This is a genomic window from Akkermansiaceae bacterium (assembly GCA_019634595.1).
Taxonomy (GTDB): Bacteria; Verrucomicrobiota; Verrucomicrobiia; order Verrucomicrobiales; family Akkermansiaceae; genus Luteolibacter.
The window spans coordinates 260,577-286,136 of the sequence record JAHCBC010000004.1; the positions used below are offsets into that span (position 1 = coordinate 260,577).

Annotated in this window: 28 protein-coding genes; 18 read left to right on the plus strand and 10 right to left on the minus strand. The window is 59.1% G+C overall.

Annotation, left to right across the window (positions count from 1 at the left end):
- Nucleotides 1-5: 5 nt before the first annotated feature.
- A complete protein-coding gene (cas1, locus tag KF712_16255) occupies nt 6-992 on the plus strand; it encodes a CRISPR-associated endonuclease Cas1 (GenBank protein MBX3742540.1) in 987 nt (328 codons plus the stop codon).
- Between the two features lie 92 nt (nt 993-1,084).
- Nucleotides 1,085-1,363, plus strand: coding sequence for a CRISPR-associated endonuclease Cas2 (cas2, locus tag KF712_16260; protein MBX3742541.1), 279 nt, complete (start codon nt 1,085-1,087; stop codon nt 1,361-1,363).
- A 736-nt stretch (nt 1,364-2,099) separates the two neighbouring features.
- Here the strand turns inward: cas2 and KF712_16265 are convergent.
- Nucleotides 2,100-2,798 carry a hypothetical protein gene (locus KF712_16265; GenBank protein ID MBX3742542.1) on the minus strand — a complete coding sequence of 233 codons (699 nt, stop codon included), beginning with the start codon at nt 2,796-2,798 and terminating at the stop codon, nt 2,100-2,102.
- An 18-nt stretch (nt 2,799-2,816) separates the two neighbouring features.
- Complete coding sequence (locus KF712_16270) at nt 2,817-3,089, minus strand: hypothetical protein (GenBank protein MBX3742543.1); 273 nt, start codon at nt 3,087-3,089, stop codon at nt 2,817-2,819.
- A gap of 247 nt (nt 3,090-3,336) precedes the next feature.
- Here KF712_16270 and KF712_16275 point away from each other — a divergent pair, with 247 nt between their 5' ends.
- The 9 genes from KF712_16275 (at nt 3,337) to KF712_16315 (ending at nt 7,785) form a co-directional block, all read left to right on the plus strand.
- Nucleotides 3,337-3,873, plus strand: coding sequence for a hypothetical protein (locus tag KF712_16275; protein MBX3742544.1), 537 nt, complete (start codon nt 3,337-3,339; stop codon nt 3,871-3,873).
- On the plus strand, nt 3,870-4,724 hold the full coding sequence (locus tag KF712_16280) for a PD-(D/E)XK nuclease family protein (protein ID MBX3742545.1): 855 nt from the start codon (nt 3,870-3,872) through the stop codon (nt 4,722-4,724). The genes KF712_16275 and KF712_16280 overlap by 4 nt, the downstream gene beginning before the upstream one ends.
- Nucleotides 4,721-4,909, plus strand: a complete 189-nt coding sequence (locus KF712_16285; protein ID MBX3742546.1) for a hypothetical protein — start codon at nt 4,721-4,723, stop codon at nt 4,907-4,909. The genes KF712_16280 and KF712_16285 overlap by 4 nt, the downstream gene beginning before the upstream one ends.
- A gap of 7 nt (nt 4,910-4,916) precedes the next feature.
- On the plus strand, nt 4,917-5,057 hold the full coding sequence (locus KF712_16290) for a hypothetical protein (protein MBX3742547.1): 141 nt from the start codon (nt 4,917-4,919) through the stop codon (nt 5,055-5,057).
- A 93-nt stretch (nt 5,058-5,150) separates the two neighbouring features.
- Nucleotides 5,151-6,167, plus strand: coding sequence for a hypothetical protein (locus KF712_16295; GenBank protein MBX3742548.1), 1,017 nt, complete (start codon nt 5,151-5,153; stop codon nt 6,165-6,167).
- A gap of 40 nt (nt 6,168-6,207) precedes the next feature.
- Entirely contained in the window at nt 6,208-6,789 is a 582-nt protein-coding gene (locus tag KF712_16300; GenBank protein MBX3742549.1) for a hypothetical protein, read from the plus strand.
- Between the two features lie 185 nt (nt 6,790-6,974).
- On the plus strand, nt 6,975-7,358 hold the full coding sequence (locus tag KF712_16305) for a DUF1257 domain-containing protein (GenBank protein ID MBX3742550.1): 384 nt from the start codon (nt 6,975-6,977) through the stop codon (nt 7,356-7,358).
- Entirely contained in the window at nt 7,355-7,555 is a 201-nt protein-coding gene (locus KF712_16310; protein ID MBX3742551.1) for a DUF2997 domain-containing protein, read from the plus strand. The genes KF712_16305 and KF712_16310 overlap by 4 nt, the downstream gene beginning before the upstream one ends.
- Nucleotides 7,552-7,785, plus strand: a complete 234-nt coding sequence (locus tag KF712_16315; protein ID MBX3742552.1) for a hypothetical protein — start codon at nt 7,552-7,554, stop codon at nt 7,783-7,785. Before KF712_16310 ends, KF712_16315 begins: the two co-directional genes overlap by 4 nt.
- Nucleotide 7,786: 1 nt before the next feature.
- On the opposite strand, the gene KF712_16320 is transcribed toward KF712_16315, so the two are convergent.
- Complete coding sequence (locus KF712_16320) at nt 7,787-8,065, minus strand: helix-turn-helix transcriptional regulator (GenBank protein ID MBX3742553.1); 279 nt, start codon at nt 8,063-8,065, stop codon at nt 7,787-7,789.
- 101 nt (nt 8,066-8,166) lie between these two features.
- Here KF712_16320 and KF712_16325 point away from each other — a divergent pair, with 101 nt between their 5' ends.
- From KF712_16325 to KF712_16350, 6 genes are all read left to right on the plus strand, one after another.
- Entirely contained in the window at nt 8,167-8,526 is a 360-nt protein-coding gene (locus KF712_16325) for a hypothetical protein (GenBank protein ID MBX3742554.1), read from the plus strand.
- 94 nt (nt 8,527-8,620) lie between these two features.
- A complete protein-coding gene (locus tag KF712_16330; GenBank protein ID MBX3742555.1) occupies nt 8,621-10,138 on the plus strand; it encodes an AAA family ATPase in 1,518 nt (505 codons plus the stop codon).
- Between the two features lie 153 nt (nt 10,139-10,291).
- On the plus strand, nt 10,292-11,365 hold the full coding sequence (locus KF712_16335) for a WGR domain-containing protein (GenBank protein ID MBX3742556.1): 1,074 nt from the start codon (nt 10,292-10,294) through the stop codon (nt 11,363-11,365).
- 626 nt (nt 11,366-11,991) lie between these two features.
- Entirely contained in the window at nt 11,992-12,282 is a 291-nt protein-coding gene (locus KF712_16340; protein MBX3742557.1) for a hypothetical protein, read from the plus strand.
- Nucleotides 12,283-12,568: 286 nt separating this feature from the next.
- Nucleotides 12,569-13,993, plus strand: coding sequence for a tyrosine-type recombinase/integrase (locus tag KF712_16345; GenBank protein MBX3742558.1), 1,425 nt, complete (start codon nt 12,569-12,571; stop codon nt 13,991-13,993).
- Nucleotides 13,994-14,933: 940 nt separating this feature from the next.
- Nucleotides 14,934-15,215 (plus strand): helix-turn-helix transcriptional regulator, encoded by a 282-nt coding sequence (locus KF712_16350; protein MBX3742559.1) that lies wholly within the window; start codon nt 14,934-14,936, stop codon nt 15,213-15,215.
- 196 nt (nt 15,216-15,411) lie between these two features.
- Here the strand turns inward: KF712_16350 and KF712_16355 are convergent, their stop codons facing one another.
- On the minus strand, nt 15,412-20,250 hold the full coding sequence (locus KF712_16355) for a DEAD/DEAH box helicase family protein (protein ID MBX3742560.1): 4,839 nt from the start codon (nt 20,248-20,250) through the stop codon (nt 15,412-15,414).
- On the minus strand, nt 20,196-20,468 hold the full coding sequence (locus tag KF712_16360) for a TnpV protein (protein ID MBX3742561.1): 273 nt from the start codon (nt 20,466-20,468) through the stop codon (nt 20,196-20,198). Before KF712_16360 ends, KF712_16355 begins: the two co-directional genes overlap by 55 nt.
- Nucleotides 20,469-21,025: 557 nt before the next feature.
- Between KF712_16360 and KF712_16365 the strand changes: the two genes are divergently transcribed.
- Nucleotides 21,026-21,385 (plus strand): hypothetical protein, encoded by a 360-nt coding sequence (locus tag KF712_16365; GenBank protein MBX3742562.1) that lies wholly within the window; start codon nt 21,026-21,028, stop codon nt 21,383-21,385.
- Nucleotides 21,386-21,955: 570 nt separating this feature from the next.
- Here KF712_16365 and KF712_16370 read toward each other — a convergent pair.
- The 5 genes from KF712_16370 to KF712_16390 form a co-directional block, all read right to left on the minus strand.
- Nucleotides 21,956-22,351, minus strand: a complete 396-nt coding sequence (locus KF712_16370) for a hypothetical protein (GenBank protein ID MBX3742563.1) — start codon at nt 22,349-22,351, stop codon at nt 21,956-21,958.
- Nucleotides 22,352-22,422: 71 nt separating this feature from the next.
- Nucleotides 22,423-22,950, minus strand: a complete 528-nt coding sequence (locus KF712_16375; protein ID MBX3742564.1) for a hypothetical protein — start codon at nt 22,948-22,950, stop codon at nt 22,423-22,425.
- Between the two features lie 57 nt (nt 22,951-23,007).
- Nucleotides 23,008-24,000, minus strand: coding sequence for a TrbI/VirB10 family protein (locus tag KF712_16380; GenBank protein ID MBX3742565.1), 993 nt, complete (start codon nt 23,998-24,000; stop codon nt 23,008-23,010).
- Nucleotides 23,997-24,911 carry a hypothetical protein gene (locus tag KF712_16385; protein MBX3742566.1) on the minus strand — a complete coding sequence of 305 codons (915 nt, stop codon included), beginning with the start codon at nt 24,909-24,911 and terminating at the stop codon, nt 23,997-23,999. The genes KF712_16380 and KF712_16385 overlap by 4 nt, the downstream gene beginning before the upstream one ends.
- Nucleotides 24,895-25,557: a hypothetical protein gene (locus tag KF712_16390; protein ID MBX3742567.1), complete on the minus strand. Its 663-nt coding sequence runs from the start codon at nt 25,555-25,557 to the stop codon at nt 24,895-24,897. Before KF712_16390 ends, KF712_16385 begins: the two co-directional genes overlap by 17 nt.
- Nucleotides 25,558-25,560 lie beyond the last annotated feature (3 nt).

Consider the following 25,560-nt stretch of genomic DNA (forward strand, 5'->3'; position numbering starts at 1 on the left):
CCGCCATGCTTGTTGCCGTCCACACTCCGCAGACCAGGATCCACCTGCGCCGCCGCTGTTTGTTGATCGTCCTGCCGGACGGCCAGGAAACCCGTGTTCCTCTCGAAGAAACGGAACGCCTGCTGGTCGGCTCACGGGTTTACCTCAGTTCCGCCGCACTTACCACCCTCATGGGCCGCGATGTTCCGGTGGTCATCATATCATCATCGGGACGCCATCTGGGGTCATTTGAACCTCCGTCGCCGCCACGCGGAGCGACACGCCGCCTCGTGCACCTGGCGACATCGGACGCCGGTTTCCGCGCCGTGATTGCCGGACGGATAATCATCGCCAAGATTCTTAACGGACGCCGCGCTTTACAACGCCTCAATAACCGAAGACCTGCATCCGAAAAATCCGTCCTTGCGCAATTCAAGCACTTGGCCCGTGAGGCTGAACGCGCTGCGTCTGTTGAATCTCTTCGCGGCATCGAGGGAGCCGCCGCCGCACGTTATTTCCCGTTATGGGCACGTTTCCTTCCTCCGGCATTTCCATTTGTCTCCCGATCGAAACGTCCGCCACGCAACCCAGTCAACGCCGTCCTGTCCTTCATCTCCGCATTGGTACATGGCGAGATCCTGTCCGCAACCCTCAACCGCGGGTTCGATCCTACCGTCGGCTGCCTCCATGAAACCACCGACGACCGGCACTCCCTCGTCCTCGATCTCATGGAACCCTTTCGTCCGGCCCTCATCGAGCCTCTAACCCTCCGTTTGTTTTCGCTCGGCATCCTGTCGGAGAAGCATTTTAGGCCTCACGGACACGGGATTTACCTCAATGATCAGGGCCGCTCCCTTTTGCTCGAACAATATGAAGATCGTCTATCCCGCAGGTTCACCGACCCCCGCTCAGGATACCGAACCACGCTTCGAGCCTGTCTCCATGCCGCCCCGTTGGAGTTCAAGCTCTCGTTGGCGAATCCCGCCTGCCTCAACCCCTTTCTCCTCCCATGATTTCCGCCCGCCTCCCCCCGCCCCCGGATGACGCTTGGTGGGAGGAATTCTTTCCGGACACGCCTCACCCCAAGCCTCCCGGCGACCCTCTCATGCTGCGCCTCATCGTCTATGACATCACCGCCCCCAGGCGTCTCCGCCGCGTCGCAAAGGTTTGCGAAGATTATGGAATCCGCGTCCAGAAATCCATCTTCGAATGCTGGCTGGAGAACGAACCGTTTGAGAGCTTGTGGGATGCCCTCCTGGCTGAAATTGATGAACAGACTGATTCACTCGTCGCCTATACTTTGGATCGTGCTACTGCACGCTGCCGTCGCTCCGCGGGAAACCTGACCAGAATTACGGAGAAACGCACCCGGGTCATTCTTTAAGGAATTTGACCGACCGGGAGTGCGGCAAAAACACCGGGACATCGGCCAACAATCCAAAGTGACCTACTGCCAGTCGCTTGAGATAAATCCCGTTGGTATGTCAGCTCTTCCTCCGAAGATTTTTCCCTCGATCTCAGGATGGTAGATCAAACACCTCGGCTTGCCTTTTAACTGTCAGCACCATACACTGACCGTACTCCCCCACGGGAATCCGCCGAAAGGCATTGGAGACTTCTGGGATGCGAAGACGGTCAGGGCGGTAAGGGTAAGCTCCCGCACCGGGAATCCGCCGAAAGGCATTGGAGACTCATCGACGTGCGGTGCAAGATGCGTAACGACTTCGGTAATCTCCCGCACCGGGAATCCGCCGGAAAGCATTGGAGACTTAGCCGTGGGATTGCATTCCGAAGTGCCAAAAGCGCGCCTCCCATACTGGGAGTCCGCGTCCTGCCCGAAACCGCCGAGAAATTAAAGTTGCAGACGGTGCCTTTTCGCAGGTCCACATGCATCAGGATCAACCCGCGAAATTGGATCAGCCAGCTTGTGATTCACTCAAGGAAACAATGTTGTGCAGAGCTTCTAATCCCTCCGTGTCCTATCAGTTTGTTTGACAATCTCCAGATCGATCTGCCGGTGAAGTGGCAAGTTCGCAACCTCACCCACCAGATTCTCTGTGCAGCTCTGCCCTCCCATATTTTATTGAGCCACCCATTTCGGGCCTTGGAGGCTCCCATCATCAATTTTCCGAGCTGATCTCGACCTTTCTCAGATCAAGGATCCTCGACTTGCTGAAATCCCCCATGAGGGCCTTAATGTCCGCTTGGGTGCCGATGGCCAATCCACGGTACGATTCGTCATACCACGCGATTATTCCTCCTTGAGTGGAAAGGGACGACATGTCCGCCCACACACGGTATCCCTTCGCCACATCGTTTGGGTCCATTTCCAACCACTCCGCGTCAGGTATCTTTCCAAACCCACGCAACGCCCCGACAATCTCCGGTTCGGTCCACCTGCGGGGATTCGAGACATTTCCCTCGGGATGTTTCAACAATGCGAGAGCCTTGACGGTTTCATCCCTGACCCCGGCGAACATCGTAAGTTCTGAAGTGAGGGCGAAACCGAAATACCTGAATGCGGTGTCTGTGCCCTTCGGCGGCAACAACACATAGATGAACTTGTCGTCCCCGAATTTCTCGACGAACTGTGAAATATCCGAGCCAATCGTGACCGGTGTTGATTCGGTCGTTTGAGAATTCCATTTCTTTCCACGATCCGGATCTTTGTTCCGCGCGGGGCGATCTTGCCCGCCTCCTCGTCCGGCGAAATAAGCCGTGGATATGATCCAGACCATCCCAGCCAAGAGAAACGGTGCCAGAAGCACCGCAACCAATGCGACGGGTGGGACCTTGTTAATTTTCTTCATCAAGCTCATGATATCCGGCGGCGGAATTCAGGAAGGGCGGTTCCCGGGCAGGGGCGGCGGACCGTTCTGCGGAATTGGCGGAGGCACCGGGGTTCTCATGCTTCGCGCGGCGATGTTCCGCTGCTCGACTTGTGATCTGTGGCGCGGTTTGCCCGTGATCCAGACGACGAAGCTGCAGATCGACCAGACCAGCGAGCCAAGGAATACGAGCAGGAGCAGCAGCACGATCACACCTGGGAGGCTCTGAAGGCGGGTCAGAGCCATCGCACTGACGCAGAGAACGACGTAGGGGGCTTTCATAGGGATATCGGGAAAACTAGAAATGCTCCGTTTCTGGAGCATTGAACAAATCCGCCGCAAATCCGGCAAGCTCCGATTTCGGAACAATCAAGACCTTTGGCTTCCCTGCGCAATTCCCCCACTCCCGGTGTCATAAGAATATGAAGACGACAGGTTGTCGTCCTGCGGGTCGCCCTGTGGCATTCCCGCTCCCCCACCCGGCCGGTCCTTTTTGGACCGGCCGTTTCCGTTTCAACCTCATTCCATCATGGCCATCAAACTGATCGCAAACTACAGCAAGCGCCTCGGTCTCCCCGGCTACTCGTCCCACCAGTTCTCCATCTCGGTCGAAACCGAGCTGATGACCACGGACGACATCCCGGGCGAGTCCGAGCGCCTCTACCTGCTCCTCCAGTCCAACGTGGACGAGCAGATCCAATCCACCGGCTTCGTCCCTCCCGCCGACTACGGCATAGAGGACACATCTCCGGAGGATTCCCGTCCGGCAAACTCCTCCTCCGCTACCGCCAACGTCACCCAGTGGCAGCGCGGCCCGGCGTGGAAGTGTTCCGACAAGCAGCGGGATCTCATCCTCAAGGTCGTCGATGAGCACCAACTCGACAAAGCCCATATCGAATCGCTATCCAACGAGCGCTTCGGCAAGGGCGTGCGCCTCCTCAACAAGGTGGAGGCGTCGGGCCTGATCGACGAACTGCTCGACACCCACGGCGGCGGCCAACGCCAGTCCTCCGGCCAACGCCGCAACAACGGCGCGGCTTACGGTGGAAGGAGGAACGCCGCATGATCGCTCCCGCCTCCCCCGGGCGGTTCGAGACAGGTCTCGCCCCGTATGCAGGGACGCTCCCGGACCACATCAGCCCGACCGCCGCGAAGTCCTACCTCGCCTGCTCCCTGATGTTCTGGTTCGAGCGCGTTGCCTGCCTGCGGAAGAAGACCACCGTTTCCCTCCATCTGGGGAAATCCATCCACGCCGCGCTCCAGGCATTCCACCTCGCCCGCTGGCGCGGTGGTGACGATTCCCCGGAAGCCGTCGCCGCCGCCTTCGAGGATTCCTTCCTCCGACTCGAACGGGACGAGGGACCGGTGAACTTCAAGTCGGACGACGATCGCACCAAGGCCCGCGAGGACGGGCTACGGGTGATCGCCGCCTACCTGGACAGTCCGGAAGCACTGAAGGAGAGACCGCGTGCCGTGGAAGTGATGCTCCGGGAGGAGTTGCCCGGGCTGTCCGTTCCGCTCACCGGCGCAATGGATCTGGTCGAAGGCAATTTCACGCCGGTGGACTTCAAATCGGCTGCCGCCAAGCCCGACACGGCCCATGCGGCGTTCGATCATGAAATCCAGCTCGTCTCCTACCAGCTCCTGCTGGAAGCGGCGACCGGCGAAACTCCCCCGTCGCTGGATCTGGTGTTCCTCGTGAAGACCAAAACTCCGCAGGTGATCCGGGTCAAATCCCCGCCCGCCGGCGAGCACCGGAAACGGCGGGTAACCGCACTCTTGGAAACCGCCGTCGACGGTATCGCCTCGAACCGGTTCCACCCGCAGCCAGGCATGCAATGCTCCTGGTGCCAGTTCCGCAACGGATGCGCGGCCTGGCTTCCGGAGCGGTTGGTGGAAAGGAGAATCGCCGCATGAACCGCAGCCTTCTCCTTCCGCTCGCCGCCGTCCTCTTCGCCGCTTCGTCCTGCAAGGACGAGCCGGTGAAGGTGGCACCTCCCCCGGTCACCGACGTCCGTCCCCTCGGGGACGGACTCAAGGTGATCGGTTTCGCGCTCCTCGGCGCATCCGTCGTCCTGACGTTGGGACGGCTCCTCCGTTGAACACCCCATGAACCCCAACCCGTACATCCACGTCTTCGCTCTCATCGCCATCGTCGCCCTGGGTTTCCATGTTTTCAGCGACTTCTGGCTGCCCATGGCCCTCGGTGCGGTGGCGATGTTCCTCATCGCCCTGATGCTGCGGAGATAAACCCCGAACCACTCCGGAAAACACCCGCCCCGGCATCCGTGCCCCGGCGGGTGTTTCCGTTTCCAAACCTCAATGCAAACCAACCATACATCCATGACCCCATCATCCCAGAATTCCCTCCTCGACGCCGTGTGCCGCCGGGGAGTCCTCATCGCCACCTCCGTCCGCTACTGGCGCGGGTGCAAGAAACTCGCTCCAGAGGACCTCGGACTCGATCCGGCCACCGTCAGCGACCGCCTCATCCAGCTCGGCCACAAGCGGCTCATCCCGCGCGAAGCCCTGTCGAAGTTCGCCCTGATCGAATCCCGCGCCCACTCGCTGGTCGAAGGATCGAGCTTTCCTTTCCTCGGCGGCATCGCCCGCTACGTCCCCAATCCGCGGCTGGCCGATCTCACCGACAGGCTCGAAAAGCTGCAGGACGAGTTCCGCGAGGAAACCCTCGACTTCGTCGCCAACTACGGCCCGATGCGCGAGGCAGCCCTCCTCGAATGGCGGCAGGCCGCCCGCATGCTGGGCGGACGATCCGGCCTGCTGCTCGACACCATCGAACAATCGTTCCCGCCCGCCGGGAACATCGCCGGTCGCTTCGCCTTCGAGTTCCGCCTGTTCCAGGTGGCCGCACCGGACAGCATCCGGCTGGAAGTCGTCGAGGGTGTCGAACAGATGGAAGTCGCCGAAGACCGCCGCCGCATCGCCGATGATTCGGCGCGTCGGCTGCGCGGTGACCTTGACGCCTTCATCCGTGAGAGCGTCGCCGCCCTGCGCGAGCAAACCGCTCTCCTGGCCGGTGAGGTGCTCGCCACCATCAACGGCGCGGAAAATGGCGTCCACCAGCGGACCCTCAACCGGCTCACCACCTTCATCGACGAGTTCCGTTCGCTCAACTTCGCGGGCGACCAACAGTTGGAGGCGACGCTGGAGAAGTTCCGCCGGGACCTGCTGACCCGCAGCGCGGAGGAATACCGCAACAACGCCGGGGCGATGCAGGATCTGACCACCGGTCTCGACCGCCTGCGTGAATCCGCCGTCCAGCTCGCCAAGGGGGACGCCAGGGATCTGGTCGCCCGCTTCGGCCAGATGGGCGTGCGCCGGTTCGCCGCGGTGGGTTGACAAAACAACCCTGTCCGCTCCTCTATTGGAGCATTCACCCATGCCCTACACCCGCCGCACACCCCGTCGTCCGCTCCGGCATGTCATCACGTTGCCGGAGCTGGACTCCGCCAACGGGAAGGTGACCGACGAGTTGTGGCGGCTCGGGTTCTGGGCGGGTCAGGTGCCGGAGATCGGGGTGTATCTCGTGTCCTTCTCCGCCTACGGCCTGAAGTGCTACGGCTGGTACGAGGGATCGATCCACATCCCACGGGTGTCCGGAGCGCAGTTGTTCGACCTGGTGTCCGGCCACCACACCCGGCTCACCGACATCCTGCGCCACGAGTGGGCGCACGGTGTCGCTGACGCCTTCCCCGGACTGATTGATTCGAGGAGGTTCAGGGAAGCCTTTGGCGGCCCCTATGAGGAGTCGGAACGAATCCACGATTACGATCCGGTGCTCCATGTGACCCGCTATGCCTCCACCATGCCGTGCGAGGACTTTTCCGAAGTCTTCCACCACTACCTCCGCCACAAGGGACGCATTCCCGCCCACCTCACAAAGAAGCCCGTCATCGTCCGCAAATGGGATTTCATCCGGCGCATGGCGGAGCGCACCGCGAAGAATCGTCACCACTGGTGACGCCCCCTTCATCACTCCTTCCTCCCGCACAGGCGGTCCGGTTCTCCGGACCGCCTTTTTCATTTTCCTCACCGAGCACTTCCCCACACCCCGACCGCCAGATCCGTCCCATCAGCCCGAATGCCCCAACCAACTCCACTGCCAATCCTGAAAACCGAACACTGAAAACCAACAAACTCCACACCATGTCCCACTTCACCTCCATCCGAACCGAAGTCCGCGATCTGGAGGCCCTCAACGACGCCTGCGTCGAGATGGGCCTCCGGCTGCTCAAGGAAACCCCATGCCGCGGCTACGCGGGCGCCACCCGCATGGCCGGTCATGTCATCCAGCTCAAAGGCCCCTACGACATCGCGGTCGATCCCGTCGAGGGTGGCCGCTACGGCTTCACCACCGACTGGTGGGCGGGCCATGTCGAACAGGAGGTCGGTCCCGCCTATGGACGGCTCCTCCAGTCCTACGGTGTCCACAAGACAATCCGCGCCGCCCGCTCCCGGGGGCTGCGGACGACCCGCAGGCTCCAAGCCGACGGCTCCGTCGTCCTCACCTTGGAAGGAGGCTCCCTATGAAACGCCAGATCATCGTCCAGGTCTACCCCGATGGCAGAACCACCATCGAAGCCAAGGGCTTCAGCGGCCGGAAATGCCTCGATGCCACGAAATTCCTGGAAGACGGACTGGCTGCGCCCCCCTCCGGTGTTGTCGCCCGCTCATACCGGGGGTCAATACCTGTCCCAAATCCTCAGAAACTGGGAGGTGGCCAGTGAATCACCGTCTCCGTTTCGATCCCACGGGATGGGTCGGGTGTCTCTACACCGAAGCCATCGACCTGCGGGAACTCGGGACACTTCAGATTACCCGGGCCACCTCCATCGAGTTCAACCCGGACTCCCAGCAATGGGAGGTGAGGGCCGCCGGTGAGGGCAAGCTCCTCCATTCCCATCCCTCCCGGGACGCCTGTCTCCGCTGGGAAAGGGAAAACCTCCACCCCGGCTGAGTCAGGCGTTGGTATCGCCGTGGCGGGCAACCTCCACGGCTTTCTTCACCGAAAACCCTCCCAGAAGATCCGCCAGGTCGCACTTGAGCGCCTTCGCCAGCACGATGACCTCCGCGTCGTTCACGCGCCGGAGGCCCGCCTCAATCTTGGCGAAGGTGCCCCGGGTGATGTCCCAGCCCTGTCGCTGGCATTCACCCGCCAACGCGTCCTGCGAAAGGTCGGCTGCGACCCTCAGCTTGCGGACCCGTTCGCCCACCAAATTCTGACTACCGGCTGCCATTGCTCCAAAAACAGAGCTTGACGCTAACCGGCGGAAGGAATCCGAATGCTCCCATATCGGAGCAAAACACATCATCCTCCAATACCCCTCCAAACCAATCCATGAAAACCAATCCCATCCTGATCGTCCTCCTGTCTCTCGGGCTTGTCTGCTGCGGCCCGAACGAAGCGGATCTCCGAGCGGAGCTCCAATCGATCGACGCCGAACTCGTCCAGCTGCGGACCGCTGCCTACCGTTACCAATCCCAGATGAACCAGGCGGAGTTCGCCTCGTTCATCGGCTCCTTCGCCGCCGGTTATGGAGCGACCTCAGGCGACTACGGCCTGGCTGGTGACGGCGCGGGTACCGTCATCGAGGCCGCAGGCAACCACGAAGTCGCCAGCTACTCGCTGGAACAGATCAAGCAACGGCACTCCCAGTTGATCTCCCGCCGCAACGAGGTTGTGAGACAGCTGAACTGAGCTAGTCCGGCATCATCCCCCCAACCCGCACCGCCCCGGTTCTCCCCATGGAGGACCGGGGCTTTCCACTTCCAACCCACAACACAAATCCATCATGCAACACCAGCTCACCACTTATCTCCGCGCCGGGCATCCCGGCATGGTCATCGTCACCGCCGAGGAGGCGCGGGCGGAAGCGGAAATCACCGCCGCCTGCGCCTCCCAAAACCGCCACCTGTCCGCCTGGTCCTCGTCCGACGGCCTGGTCGATACCATGGCATCCACCTCCCAGCCCTGCCCCGACCCGCTGGAAGCCCTCCAGTTCATCGAGGGGAAGTTCGGCCGGACCGATCCGCGTCATGTGGTCGTCATGCGCGATCTCCAGCTCCATCTGGACCAGAGCGACCCCATGCTCACCCGCCGGATGAAGGATCTGCTCCGCCTGGCCAAGTCCGGAGGGCATTGCCTGATCCTGCTCGGCTGTCGCTCGAAACTCCCCGCCGAACTCGAACATGAATTCGTCCGGCTCGACCTGGAACTCCCGGGCCCGGAGCAACTGGCCGCCGTTCTCGATGGGATCATCACTTCCGCCGGGAAGGAAGCTCCCGCAGCGGATGTCCGGAATGCCCTCCTCTCCTCCGCCCTCGGACTGACCACGATGGAAGCTGAGAATGCCTTCGCCCTCTCCCTGGTGGAGGCCGGTGAACTGGCTCCCGCGGTCATCGCCCGGGAAAAGGCCCGCACCCTGAAAACGAACGGCTTGGTGGAGGTCATCGAAACCGCTCCTTCGCTCGACGCGGTGGGTGGTCTCGACCAGCTCAAGCAGTGGCTCCTTTCCCGCAAGGAGGCGTTTTCGCCGGAGGCACGCGCTTTCGGCCTGCCCCTTCCAAAGGGGCTTCTCATGGCCGGCGTGCCCGGGACCGGCAAAAGCCTCACGGCCAAGGCGACCGCCATGGTCTTTGGGATGCCGCTGCTGCGTCTGGACATGGGAAAGGTCTTCGGCGGCATCGTCGGCCAGAGCGAGGCGAACCTGCGTTCCGTCATCGGGACGGCGGAGGCCATCGCTCCCTGCGTGCTATGGATCGACGAGATCGAGAAGGGATTTTCCGGCAACCAATCGTCCGGATCGGCGGATGGCGGAACATCGTCCCGGGTCTTCGGCAGTTTCCTGTCCTGGATGCAGGAGAAGGAAAAACCCGTGTTCGTCGTCGCCACCGCGAATGACGTGTCGAAGCTCCCGCCGGAGTTCCTCCGAAAGGGCCGCTTCGACGAGTTGTTCTTCGTCGATCTGCCCAACCAGGCCGAACGCGCCGCCATCTGGGACATCGTGATCCGGAAATACGGACGCTCCATCGTCCGTTTCGATCAGGTCACCCTCGCCCGTGCCACCGAACAGTACACCGGAGCTGAGATCGAGGCGATCTTCGTCGAGGCGCTGCACGAGGCGTTTTCGGGATCGCGGGATGTCACCGAGAAGGACGTTTTCGCCGCCATCGGTGACATCATCCCGATGGCGACGCTGATGGACGGAGAGATCGGACGGCTCCGCCATTGGGCGAAGGGCCGCGCCCGCGAGGCCGCCGCACCATCACCGAAACGCCCGAGGACGTCCCGGAACCTTTCGGAAAACTGAACCCCTTTTGAGGACAGGCATCGCCTGAGGCAAGCCCGGCCGCACGACACGCCCAAGCGCGGCCGGGGCAACACACGGGTCGGCCCCGCGGGAATGCGTTCCCCGCCGGGTCGGCCCGATTCCTTTTCCCCCTGAACCAACCACACAAACACCATGACCCAAACGACCCTGTATTACCGCGAAGGCTCCTCGGACAAAATCTACCAGGCCTTCATCGAAACCACTGCCGAAGGGTGCCATGTCCGCTTCGCCTATGGGCGGCGGGGATCGACACTCAACACTGGCACCAAGACAACCCACCCCGTGACGCTGGGCGAAGCGGCGAAGATCCTCGAAAAGCTGGTCCGCTCGAAGCTCGCCAAGGGCTACACCCCGGGCGAAGATGAAAAGGTCCATTCATCGTCCGGTAATGACGGCAAGGACAGCGGCATCCGCTGCCAGCTCCTCAACCCGGTGGAGGAAGGCCGCCTCGCCACCCTTCTCCGCGACGACCGCTGGTGCCTCCAGGAGAAATTCGACGGACGGAGGATGATGATCCGGAAAACCGGCGACACGGTCACCGGCATCAACCGCCGGGGGCTCGTCATTGCCGTCCCGGAACCCATCGAACGCACCGCCCGGGAAATCCCATTCGATTTCCTGATCGACGGGGAAGCCGTCGGGGATGTTCTCCACGTCTTCGATCTCCTCGGACTCCGCGGCACCGATCTGCGTCCGATGCCTTACCGCGAACGCCTCGCCCGCTTGGTCCGCTGGATAAACCCCGGCGAAGGTATCCAGCCCGTCCGCACGACCATGGACACCGCCGGCAAACAGGCGATGTTCCACGCCCTGCGGAGGGAAGGACGCGAAGGAGCGGTCATCAAGGATCTGCATGCCTCCGCCAGCGCCGGCCGCCCAGCCAGCTCTGGCAGCCAACTGAAGTTCAAGTTCACCGAAACCGCCAGCTTCATCGTAGCCTCAGTCCACCCGAAGAAACGCAGCGTCGCTCTCGAACTCGCCGATGGAAACGGAAAGCCGGTCCCCGCCGGGAACGTCACCATCCCACCGAACCACGACATCCCGGCACCCGGGACGATCATCGAAGCCCGTTACTTATACACATACGAAGAAAGCGGCTCGATCTACCAACCCGTATTCCTCGGCGTCCGGGACGACATCGCCCCCTCCGAATGCACCACCTCCCAGCTGAAGTTCAAGCGAGCTCCCCAAGAGGAGGCCGCTTGAACCAAAGCCGGATGAGGGAAAAATCCACTCCTTCACAGGTGTGGATTTTTTTACCCACCACTGCCAATCTCTGCCTGTGCGCATTCGTTTCCAGGAGAGCACGAAAAAAGGTATCCTCATCCCATAGACAGCTCAGCCCCTTTATTGTGAACGTAAAGTTCCATCCTCGGCACTGTTGTTGATTCTTAATAGGTTAGAATGGGTAGATGTCCCGAAAGACGCCCTAGCCCACCCGTTCTAATCCCCTGATACAATCTAATTCATTGATGGTAAGAGATTCCCGTAGAGTTCGTTAGCGATTCATGCGGGCGTTCTTCGTTGTAGCTGATGAGCGTGTTCCCGCACTTCGTCGAGGGAGGCGAATACGTGGGCATCGAGCACTTCGTTGAAGAAAGCGTTCGACGTATCCATTCTGCAGGGGGCGGCGTGGTTGGATATGAAGCAGTTGAGCGTGGTGCTCTTCGCACCAGTTAATGATTTTGACGGATATGAGCTAGGGGCCGTTGTTGACGCGGATCTGCTTTGGCAGCGGATGGCTGCCCTTGAGTTGTTCAAGCAGACGGATGGCCTTGCTGCCCGAGGTCAAGACGAATGGCACCTTCGCGAAGGAGTCCGGTTGAGCTTGAATGACTGCTCACTTCCGATCATCGAAGTTTGAGTGGAGTGGCGGCGCTTCTCGCTCGGGAGGGGGGAGAGACATAGAGCACCCGAGGCGGATTAGGACGCAAAATCGTGCCGACACTCCCGACAACGCCGACAACGCCGACAACGCCGACAACGCCGACAACGCCGACAACGCCGACAACGCCGACAACGCCGACAACGCCGACAACGCCGACAACGCCGACAACGCCGACAACGCCGACAACGCCGACATCGTGCCAACAGCAGGCGGAATCCGTGTGACTTTCAGGTGACATCCGGGTGACAGGGATCGGTTTCCGGAGGATAACAGCAGCCCGGATAATAAGTGCAAAATAAATACACATCACAGGGCTCCAACAAAAAATCCCGAGGCTTCTCAGCTTCGGGACTCTTTGATTTCCAACGAATGGTGCTCGAAAGAGGACTCGAACCTCCACGGGTCTCCCCACTAGATCCTTAGGCCGGTAAAAAGCGATTTTTCAATGATCGTGGATGAGTGCGGATGAGCGCGCTTAATATCTCGTAACTCTCTTATTATTAGAGTATAGTAAGGATGAAATGACCATCAAACGCAGTCATCCGAACTCATCCATGGACGCGACAACTGGCAGCAAACTGGCAGCAGAAACTCCGAAGCGGTCCTATTCAAAGAGCGATGCGCGTTACTGGCTCACTCCGGGAAGACTCTTCAAAAATCACGGTGCTGCGGACTATTCGTGCCGGATCTCGTTCAATGGTCGTCGAAGCCACGTCAGCCTCAACACCCCGAATCACCGTGATGCGGCAAAAAAAGCTGCGGAGCTCTATTCGAAGATCGTCAGCGAGGGTTGGGAGGTCGGGTTAGCCGACTATCGTCCCGAAGCGAATCCGGGAAGTTCAACCTGCGCCACCGTCGGCGAACTGATCGGAGCGGTTTCCCGACTTTCCTCCGTGCGTCCCCAAACGCTCAAAGTCTATGCCCAAGCATTCCGCTGCCTCGTGGCAGAAATCCACAAGATCACTTCCCCCAACAAAAATGATTTCGGAAAAGGTGGAAACGAGGCGTGGCGGCAGGAGGTGGATGCCGTAAAATTGGATTCCTTCACTGCTGCGGACATCGTTGCTTGGAAGATTGAACGTATCCGCACCAAGGGAGAAGACCCTCTCACAAAGAAGAACGCGACGACAACGGCGAATTCCATCATCCGCAATGCCAGAGGTTTGTTCGGCAGGAAGATCCTTCCTTTTCTCAGCCAAAGCATCACCCTGCCTCATCCGCTGCCATTTGAAGGCATCACACTGGAGAAATCAGGGTCAACCCGCTACATCTCAAAAATTGATCCGTTCGCCATCCTAGGCAGGGCCAAAGAGGAACTCGCAGTATCCGAGCCGGAGGCCTTCAAAATCCTTGTTTTGGCCCTCGTCTGCGGACTCAGGCGCGGCGAAATCGACAGCCTTCTATGGAGGGCGCTGGATTTCGGCAACTCCGTGTTGAAAATAGAGACGTCGGAATATCACCAGTTGAAAAGCGAGGACAGCTCGGGAGTCATCGACCTTGACGCTGACACAAAAGCTCTCTTCCAACGGTATCGCAACGAGAACCCTACCGCATTGTTCGTCATCAACAGCCCAGTTGACCCCGGGCAGGTGGGAACCGGGAAAGGCCCGCGCTATCGGTGCAATCGCGAGTTTGCGGTCTTGATCAAGTGGTTGAAGCAGCAAGGAGTGACCACCCAGAAGCCCATCCATACTCTCAGGAAGGAGATCGGAAGCATCATCGCCTCGGAACATGGAATCTTCGCGGCCAGCCGCTACCTTCGTCATTCGGACATTCAAATTACGGCCGCCGTCTATGCGGATAAGAAAGCAGTGGTGACGCCAAAATCGCTAGGAAGCATTCTTGGTAACGGAAGAACGTCCCCGATGCCCCAAGATGAAATCCGCCCGATCAGCACGGAGAAAGCGGGCGAGTCTCCCTTCAAGTTCACAATCTCCCTCGGCTGATGGACAGCCAAGGGATCGCTACGACTCAGACACTTCGGTGAGCGCCCCTTTTCCCCTCCCCTCTTTTATTGGAATGATCCACCGCATCGGCCATTTTACGCAGCGTTTCCGCGTCCACCTGGGTAGGCGGATAGACTACTGGTAGGCGCTCGGGCGTCCCACACTCGATTTCATCGAAACGGCGGAATTCGCCGGATGCTCGAAGAATTTCCCGCAAGACCGGTTCCACTTCTGGGCCTAGGATGAGTCGGGCGGAAATCGCCACAGCGAGAGCTTCCGCGAGCCGTGGATCTAGACCTGAACAAGCGTCACCCAAATTGACCAGATGACTGCATGTGTAGAGGCTCCACAAGATGTGCCTGACGCGGGTTCCCTGCCCAGTGCTCCAGTGGAGCGTCAGCGTTTCCACAAGGAAGGGCGCGACCTTTGTAAGCGCTTCGCCGATATGTCCTTCGAACGGCGGGCCTCCGATCAGGCCATTTGAGAATAAGGTGGTTAGATCGAGATCGCCTCCGCATGCGGCGTGAATGTTAGAATTAGACATGGTGTTCAGGTTCTAGTTGCCGTGCATGCTGGATGGCTCGTCCCCTAATCCTGTTCCCATATGGGTGCGTCTTTTAGAGTGACTGATAATCAGAAACTACGTGCTTTTTGCGGATGTTTGAGCTATTGTTCCCAATGAATCTAATCGGAAATTTATTCGGACCGATTCCCGGAGTTCTAATCCGGTCGCCGACCCGCTTTCCCCACGGGTTGAATAAAGTTCGCGTAATCAATCAGGCCAGACCGGTGGGCCATCGTGCATGGAGTCCACGGCAGCCAGCCAGACAGGTAGCGGGCCAAGCCGTCCCCACGGATCAAAGCTACCGGGATCTTGCACCCAAAACAGAACAGGAAGCCCCCCTAAATAACATACCACTCATGATGAACGGCCCCCGTCATGAGACATCTCAATCTCATAGGACCCCAAGTGAGGAAACTGCGCAGCCAACGGGGCTGGACGCAGGAAGACTTGGCGGGTGCCTTGCAGAGGGCCGGGCTGGATATTTCCCGGAGTGGACTGGCCAAGGTCGAGTCCCGGATGATCCTGGTGCGGGACCACCACCTGCACTTTTTCATGAAGGCGCTGCGAGCGTCACTCGACGACCTGTATCCCCCGATCAACACGGACGACCCGAACATGTATGACGTGATGAACAAGTTGATGGAGAGCCGATTCTAACCAGAAAAGAAAACAACGGTTTTTCGGTAACGAAAAAACCGATACCGGCAAATCTTCCCAAGGCGGAGCGGGGGCAAGGAGAAAACGGAATAAGTGCCGAAGGCCGAGCGGTGCGTCTAGCAACGCGAGTTATGCCGGATTTCTCCTTGCCGCCGCGAGCACATGGGGAAACGCGACCTCCCACCCCGGCGGGCGGTCAGGGGCGGATGGCGCGGGGCTTGGCATTCACCTTCTTCCGCACCGCAACCGTTTCGGTATCGGCGATTTCATCAACCTGCGCGGCCGCCTGATTTTTGGTGATGTCGAGAGCCTCGACGATTTCCCGCTGGCGGTTAAGAGTGGTGACGAGTTTCTCCTCATGCTCGAAAGGTTGCTGAGCTTGCGTTTCGAGTTGCTGGCGCTGCTTCTGAAATCGAGGCAAACTTTCCCGAGCTTCCTCCAGATGTTTTTCGAGACCTCCCAAGGCGTGTTCGATGGAGGCTATCGATCCCTGAGGGCTGTCTGTAACGGTCGCTTCGTAATCGTTTCTGCCGTGGATCTGCAATTGGATCCGCGCCCCGACGTTTCGTACGGAGATATTGAATCCGGCGATGGAGCCGATTTTCTTGCTGTCTTCGTATATTTTCAGGGCGGCACCTATGAAAACCAATTTCCGGCCCGCGTCGATGCGGTCCGTGAAAGTTTCTTTCCCGATGGTGATGGAAAACAGATCCCCACGGGTCGGCCTGCGAGTGGAAATATCGTGCTCAAGGTTTTCGATGTATCGAAGGGTTCGCTTTGCCTGATCGTCGATTCCCCGGATACGTGAGCGGATGGAGTGGGAGCTGTCCATGTGCTGGCGTTTGAGCCGGGTGAGGCGGATCACCTCCGCGTCCACTTGTGCTTTTTCAAGCACCATCGGATTGCCGGAGGCGATGGCCTTCACCTCCGCATAGCTCAATGCCGTCGAGTCCACGTCCTCGGCCTTCCGCATCGTTGCATCCCCCACCATGACCTGGGAGATGAACCGCGCCTTGGTTTCGAGGGTCTGCCACATGTACGCGTCGAAGGAGCCTTCCGTGACGTAACGGAAGATGTTGACGTATTCGTTGGTATTACCCTGCCGGAGAATGCGGCCCTCGCGCTGCTCGATGTCGGAGGGACGCCATGGAGCATCCAGATGGTGAAGGGCAACCAGCCGTTCCTGAACATTGGTGCCTTCGCCCATTTTGAGCGTGCTTCCCAGCAGGACCCTGACCCGCCCCTCGCGGACGGCCTTGAACAGGGCGGCCTTTGCCGTGTCGGTGTCATGGCTCTGGATGAAGGCAATTTGATCGACAGGTATCCCCCGTTCGGTGAGTTTGTCGCGGATGTCGTGATAAACGGAAAAGCCGCCGCCCTTGCCTTTCCGCGGAGTGGAAAGATCGCAGAAAACAAGCTGAGCGCCGCGGTGCGGAGTGGAATCCTTCCAAATGTGGTGAATCCGATCAACGGCAAGATTGACCTTGGAATCCGGGTGATCACCGGATGCACCTCTCATGAGACGCATGTCCAAGGCGGCAAGCCGTCCCTCCGACGTGATCTTGAGCATGTTGTCCAGCTTTGGATCAACACGAGTGCCTTTCAGCTTCGCCGCACGCTCCACAAGGTGCGCTACGAAATCCTTGAGCATGGGAGTACACGGGGCGCTTACGGTGATGGGCTTGCCGGTTTCAAGTTTCGGAATCGGAAGCTTGAGCATTTCAGCGGTTTGAACGTCGGCGCTCCGGCGAAACTCCTGCATCAATTCGGGGACGTTGACGAAGCGGGCGAAGCGGTGGTTAAGGCGATAGCCCGCGCCATCGGGGCTTAGTTCCATCGCGGTAACGGTTTCACCAAAGGTTCCGGCCCATGAGTCGAAGTGCTGGAGTCCGTGGCGGCGGAGCGAGTTCATTTGCAGGTAACGCTGCATGGTGAACATCTCGGCCATCGTGTTGGAGATTGGCGTACCTGTGGCAAAGACCACTCCTCCGCCATCGTTGAGGTTCTGAATGTGCTGGACCTTTAGAAACAGATCAAAGGCACGTTCGGATGCGGTTTGCGGGAGGCCAGCCACTCGGGTCATTTTGGTGACGTAGAAGAGGTTTTTGAACTTGTGGGCTTCATCCACAAACAACCTATCCACGCCAAGTTCCTCGAATGTCAGTGTCGCATCTTTCTTGTCGCTGGCCGAAAGGGTTTCCAGCTTCACCTCCAACCGCTTCTGGACCCTCTCCAGTTCCTTGACCAGCCGCGTTCCGCTCCTGTCGCCTTTCTGCTCGCGGATAGCGTCTTTGATCTCCTGGATCTGATCTTCGATGAAGGCTTTGCGGGTGTCTGAATCCAGAGAGATTTTCTCAAAGGAGGAATGGGTGACAATCACCGCATCCCAATTTCCGGTTGCGATCCGGCTGAACAGCTCGGAACGCCGATCCTTCGCAAAGTCGGCTTTTCCTGCGGCGAGAATATTGGCATTGGGATAGAGCGCGAGAAGCTCGGTGGCGAACTGGTCGAGCATGTGGTTGGGGACGACGAACATGGGTTTCTTCGCCAGCCCGAGACGTTTCATTTCGATACCCGCCGCGACCATCGTGTAGGTCTTTCCCGCACCGACGGCATGGGCGAGCAGGGTATTCTTGCTCTGGATAATGCGCCAGACGGCGGCTTTCTGATGGGGCCGGAGGGTGATCTGTCGGCTGCTGCCGGGGAGGGTCAGGTGATCGCCGTTGAAGGCGGGGAGACGGACGGAATTGAAATCGTCGTTGTATTTGCGGGCGAGGCGTTCCCGGCGTTCGTCGTCTTCCCAGATCCACGACTTGAACCGCTCCTTGATTTTCTCCTGCCGTTCGCGGGCACCTTCGGTCTCGGTGACGTTGACGTACGGATTTCCATTTTCGTCCCGGTTATAGACGGTTGGCGTTTTGAGGTTGAGGGAATCCTGGACGAGATCGAGGGCGGAATAACGGTTGGTACCCCATTCGTCGGTGTTGGCGACGGATGACTTGGCGCGTTCGCTGGCGCGGACAAACCAAGTTCCGACCGCCGGAGAGTGGCTGACTTCGACCTGTTCGCCGCCTAGCAACGCGGAAGCGAACGCGGAGACATCGCCGGCGGGAATCCACGCAGCTCCCAAACGGGCTTCAATCTCCGATGGCCGGAGGTCGTCCGGTTGGACGGCTTCGAGAGCATCGACGTTTTCCTGAAAGCGTGGATCTTTGGCGGCGGCTTGTCGTGCTGCCGCGAGTTTTTCGCGCACCTCACCGAAAAGATACCGGTCTTCGGTTTCCCACCGAAGGTTCTCGGGATTGAAGTAGAGCAACCCTTTCAATTCGGGGAGGAAATTCTCTTCAGTCCGTTGGAGGAGTTCCGCCATCCGGGGCAAATCCACCACGCCACGCTCATTGAGCGTCACCACGAGGGCATCCTTGGGCGATTCGGCGTGGCGAACGGGTGTGGCGGAATGAATCGTGCGCTCACGGAAGATTGCAGTCTTGGATGCCCGTTTGGTGTCGTGGCGGTAGTCCTCCAGCGAGCAAAGCAACGGAAAGTCGGGATCGCTCCGGAATGCCCTGCGGTTGGCGGTGGCATTGATGGGTCCGGAACGGGAAACGAAGCGATCGTAGCAAAGGTTGAGTCGCTGCCGTGCGGCGACAATGGCGGGTTCGCCGAGTTCCTCCAGTTGGGTGCGGATGGTTTCGCGGGCGGCATCCCGGACTTCGATAAGGCCACGGATGCGGCGGGAGGCTTCGCCGGAGAGTTTTTTTACGAGGATCAATTCGGCTTTCTGGCAACGGGCGATCTGGCTTTCATGCAAGACGAAAGATCCTTCCTTGGTGTCCTGCGGGGCGGCGATGATGTCCGGCTCGTCGTGTTCCGCCGGATGATCCAGGCGGACGGAGCGAAAGACGCCCTGCGGGAGTGCATTGACGGCTTGGCGGAGGGCGTCCGCCAAATCCCGGTTGTCTGGTATCAATGCGGGTTCACCCTGACTGTACATGCTGTTTTCCGAAGCCATCGTGCCGCACATCATCTCCGGTCGGTGGGCGAAATACCGGTTGATCCGGAACTTTTCCCCGTCGGGGTTGACATGCTCCGCCAGCTCGCGCCAGACATGGCCGCAAGGCTGCTCGCCGACTTCAAGCCGTCGTAGAAAGATAACGTCAGTCGTGACTTCGGTGTTCGCACTCCGCTTGAAGGCGGTATTCGGCAGTCGGATGGCCCCGAGCAATTCAGCCCGTTCGCCAAGGTAGTTGCGCAAGCGGCTGTCCGTCTTGTCCATCGTGCCCATCGAGGTGACGAAGGCCACCAGTCCACCGGGTCGCACCTTGTCCAGCGCCTTGGCAAAGAAGTAATCGTGGATCAGGAAATGGTGCCGGTTGAATGCGGGATCGAATACGGTGTAGTTTCCGAACGGGACGTTGGAAATCGCCAGGTCGAAATGTCCATCGGGAAATGTGGTGTTCTCAAATCCCTGCTGGCTGATTTGAGTATCAGGATAAAGCGCCCGCGCAATGGCGGCGGATATTGGATCGAGCTCCACTCCGGCAAGCGTGGAGTCCGTCCGCATTTCTTCGGGCATCAGGCCGAAGAAATGTCCGATGCCAAGGGCTGGTTCTAAAATTCGTCCGTGGGTGAATCCGAGGCGCTGCACGCCGTGGTAGATCGCGGAAATGACGGTGGGCGAAGTGTAGTGCGCGTTGAGCGTGGATGCTTGGGCAGCGCGGATCTCCTCGGAACCTAGCAACTCGCGGAGGCGGTCGCGTTCCGCCTGCCAGTTTGGATCGTCATGGGCGGCGAAAACCTGCGGCAAGCCGCCCCATCCGACATAACGGACCAAGATGCTTTGTTCTTCAGGCGTCGCCGGGCGGTGTTCCGTCTGCAGCCGTTGAATCAGTTCGATGGCGGCGAAGTTCGCCCGGCATTTGTCCTTGAGCGAACCACTTCCAAGATTGTCTCCGGCATGAATGCGGAAATCGCCGCCGATTATTCGTGATCTTCCTCGGGCAGGAGGATATAGCGTTCCCGGACGATCTCCCATGCTTGATCGTGGGCCTGCTGGACCGTCAGCCCCTGCTCCGTTTCCAGCCGTTCCGTGATGGCCTCCATTTCGTCCAAGGTCCGTTCCTGGGCGTCGTATAGCATCTCCTCCAGTTTGCCCTGTGCCTCCAGTTCGCGGACCATTTTCGGGCGATGTTCCCTCCAATGGCTTTCCGCCATCATGCCGTAGCCGGTGATCGAGTATTCTTCCGTCTTCATGGGATTCAAAGAGGTCAAAGAAGCTGAGTTGTTCGGCGGGTGGTTTCGAAGGAGGTCTGCCGTTTCGTTTGATCATACCATTTTTGGGCAGGATCGTAAAACCAAAGATGGATTGCCCTTGCTCCGGTTCCGGTGCGAACGGCATCGGACATGCGAGAACTCAAATGACTCTGCTCTTTTCATGTTCGGGCAGAAAAGCCGGCAAATTCCTCTGCGGTCCGCTCATTGTATTGGCAGGTGCCTGACAGGGCATTGCCTCCCTGAAATCAGCTCCCCCAGAACCCCCACTCCCGACCCTCCCCGAATGCGCCTGATAGACGTCCCCGTCACCGAAAAATCCTTGCCGAATCAACGCTTTAGGACCCAGACTCTAGAAAAGTGGGCGGTGGATATCGCCTCCTGACCCGCTACCTATTCAACTGTTGTGCCAAAAATGTTCATTCTCTACATTCTCGGAGTCCTGCTTTGCTTCATTGTCGTTTCGTCGCTGCTTGCCGTCACACGTGCCGGAACCCGGGCAGAGATCGGGGCGCGTGGTTTCGCGAAGGAGAATTAACATGGTATTCCAGACCTTAAAGAGCTTCGACAAGCCCGCGCTGGTGGAAGTCCGGGACAACGATCAACTGCGCATATCCGAGCGGATCTTGATCCTTATGATCAAGGCTTTCGAGAAGCCGATCCTTTGGGCAGCATGGATTGCTCTTAAGATCCGATGGAGTGACTTTCAGGAGACCCAGCAGGCCGATCCTTTTTCCAGATGTTCCAGAGTTCGTATCCATCTCGACGAACATCATTCAGCGCTCGGACACTGGGGTTTCTCATTGGGCTGGGATCCAGATCATGATGACTATGGCGGCATGGAGATTGAATACACCTACTTCTTGGTTTTCCCCATCTCCTGTGAACCTGTTTTCTAGCAACCGAACGAATTGCATATATCCGAAGCCAGCCAAGCCGCCATGCCTATCGGGTAACCTTGACGAAGTTCGGATTTCAGAAGCTCCAATTGTTCAATTTTAGCCTGAGTCACATATTGACAAGATATATCCAGCTCCTCGTCTCAGCGAGGGTCCTCGTCCTTCTCATAATCAAGAAGGGTTTCACACGCCTTTGTGAATTCCACGGTCCTGTAAGTGGAGCAAACCGCAGCCGCCATCAATGCTCCCTAATCCCGTGTCGATGCGCCGTCGATCACCGCATCGGCCACCCTTTGGAGTGTCCTGGCCCAGCAATAGATCGGGGGATGCAGCTCACAATCCCAATCGGGTTCCTTTAGCTCACGCTCGTGTTCCTCCGCGGTCATTCCTTTTGGGGTGGTTGGGCGAATCATAATCATTTGATGGAAAAAATCAGACGCGGCCACCGGCGAGTTTTCCCGGTGGCGGCGTCGAGGCAGGGTGGAGGAACCAAGTCTTCGGCCCGGTTAGCGGAGGTGTGCGAAGCGAAAACCGCAGCGGTCCGGGCCGATGTCTTGGGCGGCAGGGCGGTCAGACTTTCAGGCTCCCTTGAGCGGGTGCCTGCTGTTGCCTGGAGTTGATTCCACCCATCGTGCGGGCGATGCTGACTATGGCTTTTTCCCGCTCGTTCTCGGGCAAGTGGGAAACAAGGTTTTCGTAGGTTTTCTTGAGTTCTGGATCGGCTTCCAGTTTCTTCATCACACCGTTTGCCATCTTCTGCTGGCGTTCGGCTTTCTGAACGTCGCTGAGAATCACGGCTCGCTCCAGCCGCTCTCTGGGCATGGCTCGGACGTATTCCCAACGCTTGGGATTTTTCGCAATATGGTCGTCGATCTTGGCGTTGATCTCCGCGTTGTCGCGATAGGCGGGAGCCTGGGTGTCACCGGCGTTGGCGGTGCCATCGTTTGCTTTCTGTTTTTTTATCATCGTTTTGGGGGTTCCTGATCGGAACGGTTTGTTGTTTTGGTTTCTGATATCGGGCAACTGGTCATGGTGGTTCACCACGGCTCGTCATCCGACAACGAAGGGATTTCAGGAGCGGCGGGCTCGTTGACCTTTTTCTCCAGTGATTCGAGTCGCTCGCGGGTGGTTTTGAGTTCATGGCGGATACCGCTGTTCTGTTCCGCCAACGCCTGCTGGTTCTTGTGAAGTGAAGTCGCGAGGTCGGTCAGCTTCGACGAAACGTCCTGTCCGCTCCGCATCACGGCTTTGGTGGCTTCGCGCTGGCGGGTGAGTTCCACCAGCAACTCGTTCCGGGAAAGATCTGCCGATGGCGGATGCTGCGGGACGGGAACGGATGGTTTCCCCTGTCGGGCGAGATTCCATTTCGGAGTGGTTTCGACCCTGTAGATAGTATGGGCTTCGTGCATCACGCCGCGATGATGTGGGTCCACATAGCGGCCCAACGGATACGCTTTGAGCGATTCGGGAACGCGGACGCCACGAGCTTCCTCGCGGCTGAGGTTTCGACCCGGCGGGCCGGGTTCGACTTTGACGACCGGGGGCGTCTTGCTCGCGCAAGACATGACTAAAACTGAAAGAAGCAGAGGAAGTGGTTTCATGGACGATAGCGGGTTGAATATTCAGGGTGACGATGGATTCGGGGCTGGCGTTGGGATCGCAGAGCCGCCAAGGGATGCCTTGGCGACATCGACGGTTTCGGTGACGTAGAGATAAAATTGCTTGCCCGCCGGAACCCGAACGAAGAAGCCTTCGCGCTCGATGGTGTCCATGATCTGCTTGGCATAAGTGTTGAGAACCTGCTGGGTGCCGGTGAGAGCCGCATTCTGTGCCGAAGCCATCGGTTGCGATCCGAGCAAGGTGGCTTCGCGTTGGGTGAACGCGCCCGCCGCCCCGCTAAGGAAGGTGGCGGCGAACAGCTTCACTTCGGCGTAGTCGTCGCTTTTGAGAAGCTGGCCGCGCAGTCCCGCACTGCCATCGGTAATGGCCCATCCGGTACCGTCGGATTCTTTCTCGCGATCCAGAGCAATACCCGAAACGCGAAGTTCCCTGCCGTCCTGCCAGACAAGTGTCCAATTTCCCTGGCTTGCGATGCGCTCACGCATGCGGTCCGATTGGGCGGAGCCATGGACTTCGGTACCGGCGGGTATGATCAGACGGCCATCGTGCCAAATGTCTTCCGTGACCAATCCTACGACTGGAGTATCCAGACTGGAGGAATCGACGGTGATCACCAACTGGCAGGAAATGAGCCGACCGAACGGTGCGTAGTCTGCGCTCAAGGGGCTATCGGTGGATGGCGAAGCCGGTGCCTGGGCAAACAGGGTCAAGGGTGGCAATGGCTTGGGCGCGGGCGGAGCTTCCTTGGGCGCGGGCGGTTCAGCGGCTGGTGGCCGCTCTTTCGCCGGACGGAATGGAGTCATGTCGCGCGTGACGGATTGCACCGTCTGCGGCTGCGGAGCCGTTGGGACAGGCTCGGAGGACTTGGCCGTCGTTCCGAAGCCGACTGGCTGAAATCCCCGGACAAGGATGTAACCAACCACACACAAGACGGCGAAGATTAGGAATGCGCCGGTGCGCGTTTTGAAGAACTGGACTGCCTGACGCGGATTCATTTTGAGCCTCCTTTAAATGGTGATTCGAGTTCCGGCAGCACTCCGGGAGAATCCATCTCCTCAAGGACGATGACGAAATCGTTCTCTAGCGACAGGTCGTTGCGTCCGCCTGTGGGTGTGCCGGTAACGGCAAAGTAAGCGGCGGCATCCTGCTTGGCCGGGATGATTCCACTCGCATCAGTGATTGATGCGTCAAAACGGTTCTGGCCAACCCGCAGCACGAAGCCGCCCGCGTTGTATTGCAATTCCTGATCCGTGGCGTTTCGCAGGACCACGCGGAACACCAGCGTGTCCTGGGCATCGAAGCGAAACGCTTCTTCCAGACGAATCTGGAAATCACCATGATCCATGACGGGCGGTTCGGCGCGGAAGTCCTTGTAGCCGATTTCTTCCACCACATCAGACTTCGCCTCTTTCAGCACCGGATAGGCTTTGGCCAGGTCAAGCGCACTGAGCAATGTCACCGCAGTGACGGGGGCCTGCCTTTTGGCTGCGGCAAGCCGGGGATCGGGCGGAGATTGGAAGATGAGCGACAGGACAGGAGCGGGGCTGTCTTGTAGTTCCAATACATAGGTCTTGTTGTTGAAGCGGACGTTGACGTTCGTGGAAACATTCTTATCGAGGCTTCGGACGGAGAAGAACGAGGTTCCGGGCTGGTGCGCCAACTGGAACAGCCCTTGGGTCTCGTCGTCGGTGGAGACGAGCGCGGCGTCAATGGCGGCGATGGGTCCCGGAAACGAGATGGTCGAAACACGGGCGACGGAGACGGGAACGGAGTACACCCGGTGTTCATCGAGCTGGATCTCATGGATGGCTTTCGGCGCTTCACTGTCTTCTGCAACCGCCATTGCGGACAGCGGAAGAACAAAGGCGAAGCCATGTCTGGTGATGATGTTATTGAGCGGGTTCATATTTGAAGTCGGTTACTGCGGTTGGAAATCTGCCGTTCTGCACCATGTCGGGATTGCGGCGCATTTTGAGGGCGAGCTTGAAAGGGATGGCTTCGTTAAATGTTCTTCCCTCGAACACACCAGTACGGATCAACTGGCCGGTGACCTGGGTGAGGATGAAATCCTCGCGGGTTTCGAGGATGTCGATGCGGGCTATCTCCGGCTTCTGGTGTTGGCGCTTCGCGGTGAACTCCGGGGCTTCGGCGGCGATCTGCCGCTGCGCCTTGTCGTTGGCAGGTTTGAGGAGAAGCTGATTGAGAAGCTCGGGATGGTCCGGCCCCTTCGGATTGCGGTTGAGGAATGCCATCACGACCAACGTGCTTTGCTGCGCGTGGAATTCGCGCGCGTCCTGAAAGCGCAAAAGCGGGGCGACATGATACGTGCCAGCGGGATCGAGGATCACCACGCGCTCACTTTCCTTGAGTTTGCGGATGAGGAAATGCGGCTGGATTACCGCCACCGCGACGGCGGCGGAGGCAACGCAGAACCAAAGGAACGCGGTGCGGTCCTTGTCCACGAAGATGCGGGTTGGCTGGAGCGGTCGTTTCGGAAGCCGGATGCGTTCGCCCGGCACGGGAGTTTCTCGTAATGATTCAGTGGAGGTCATGTT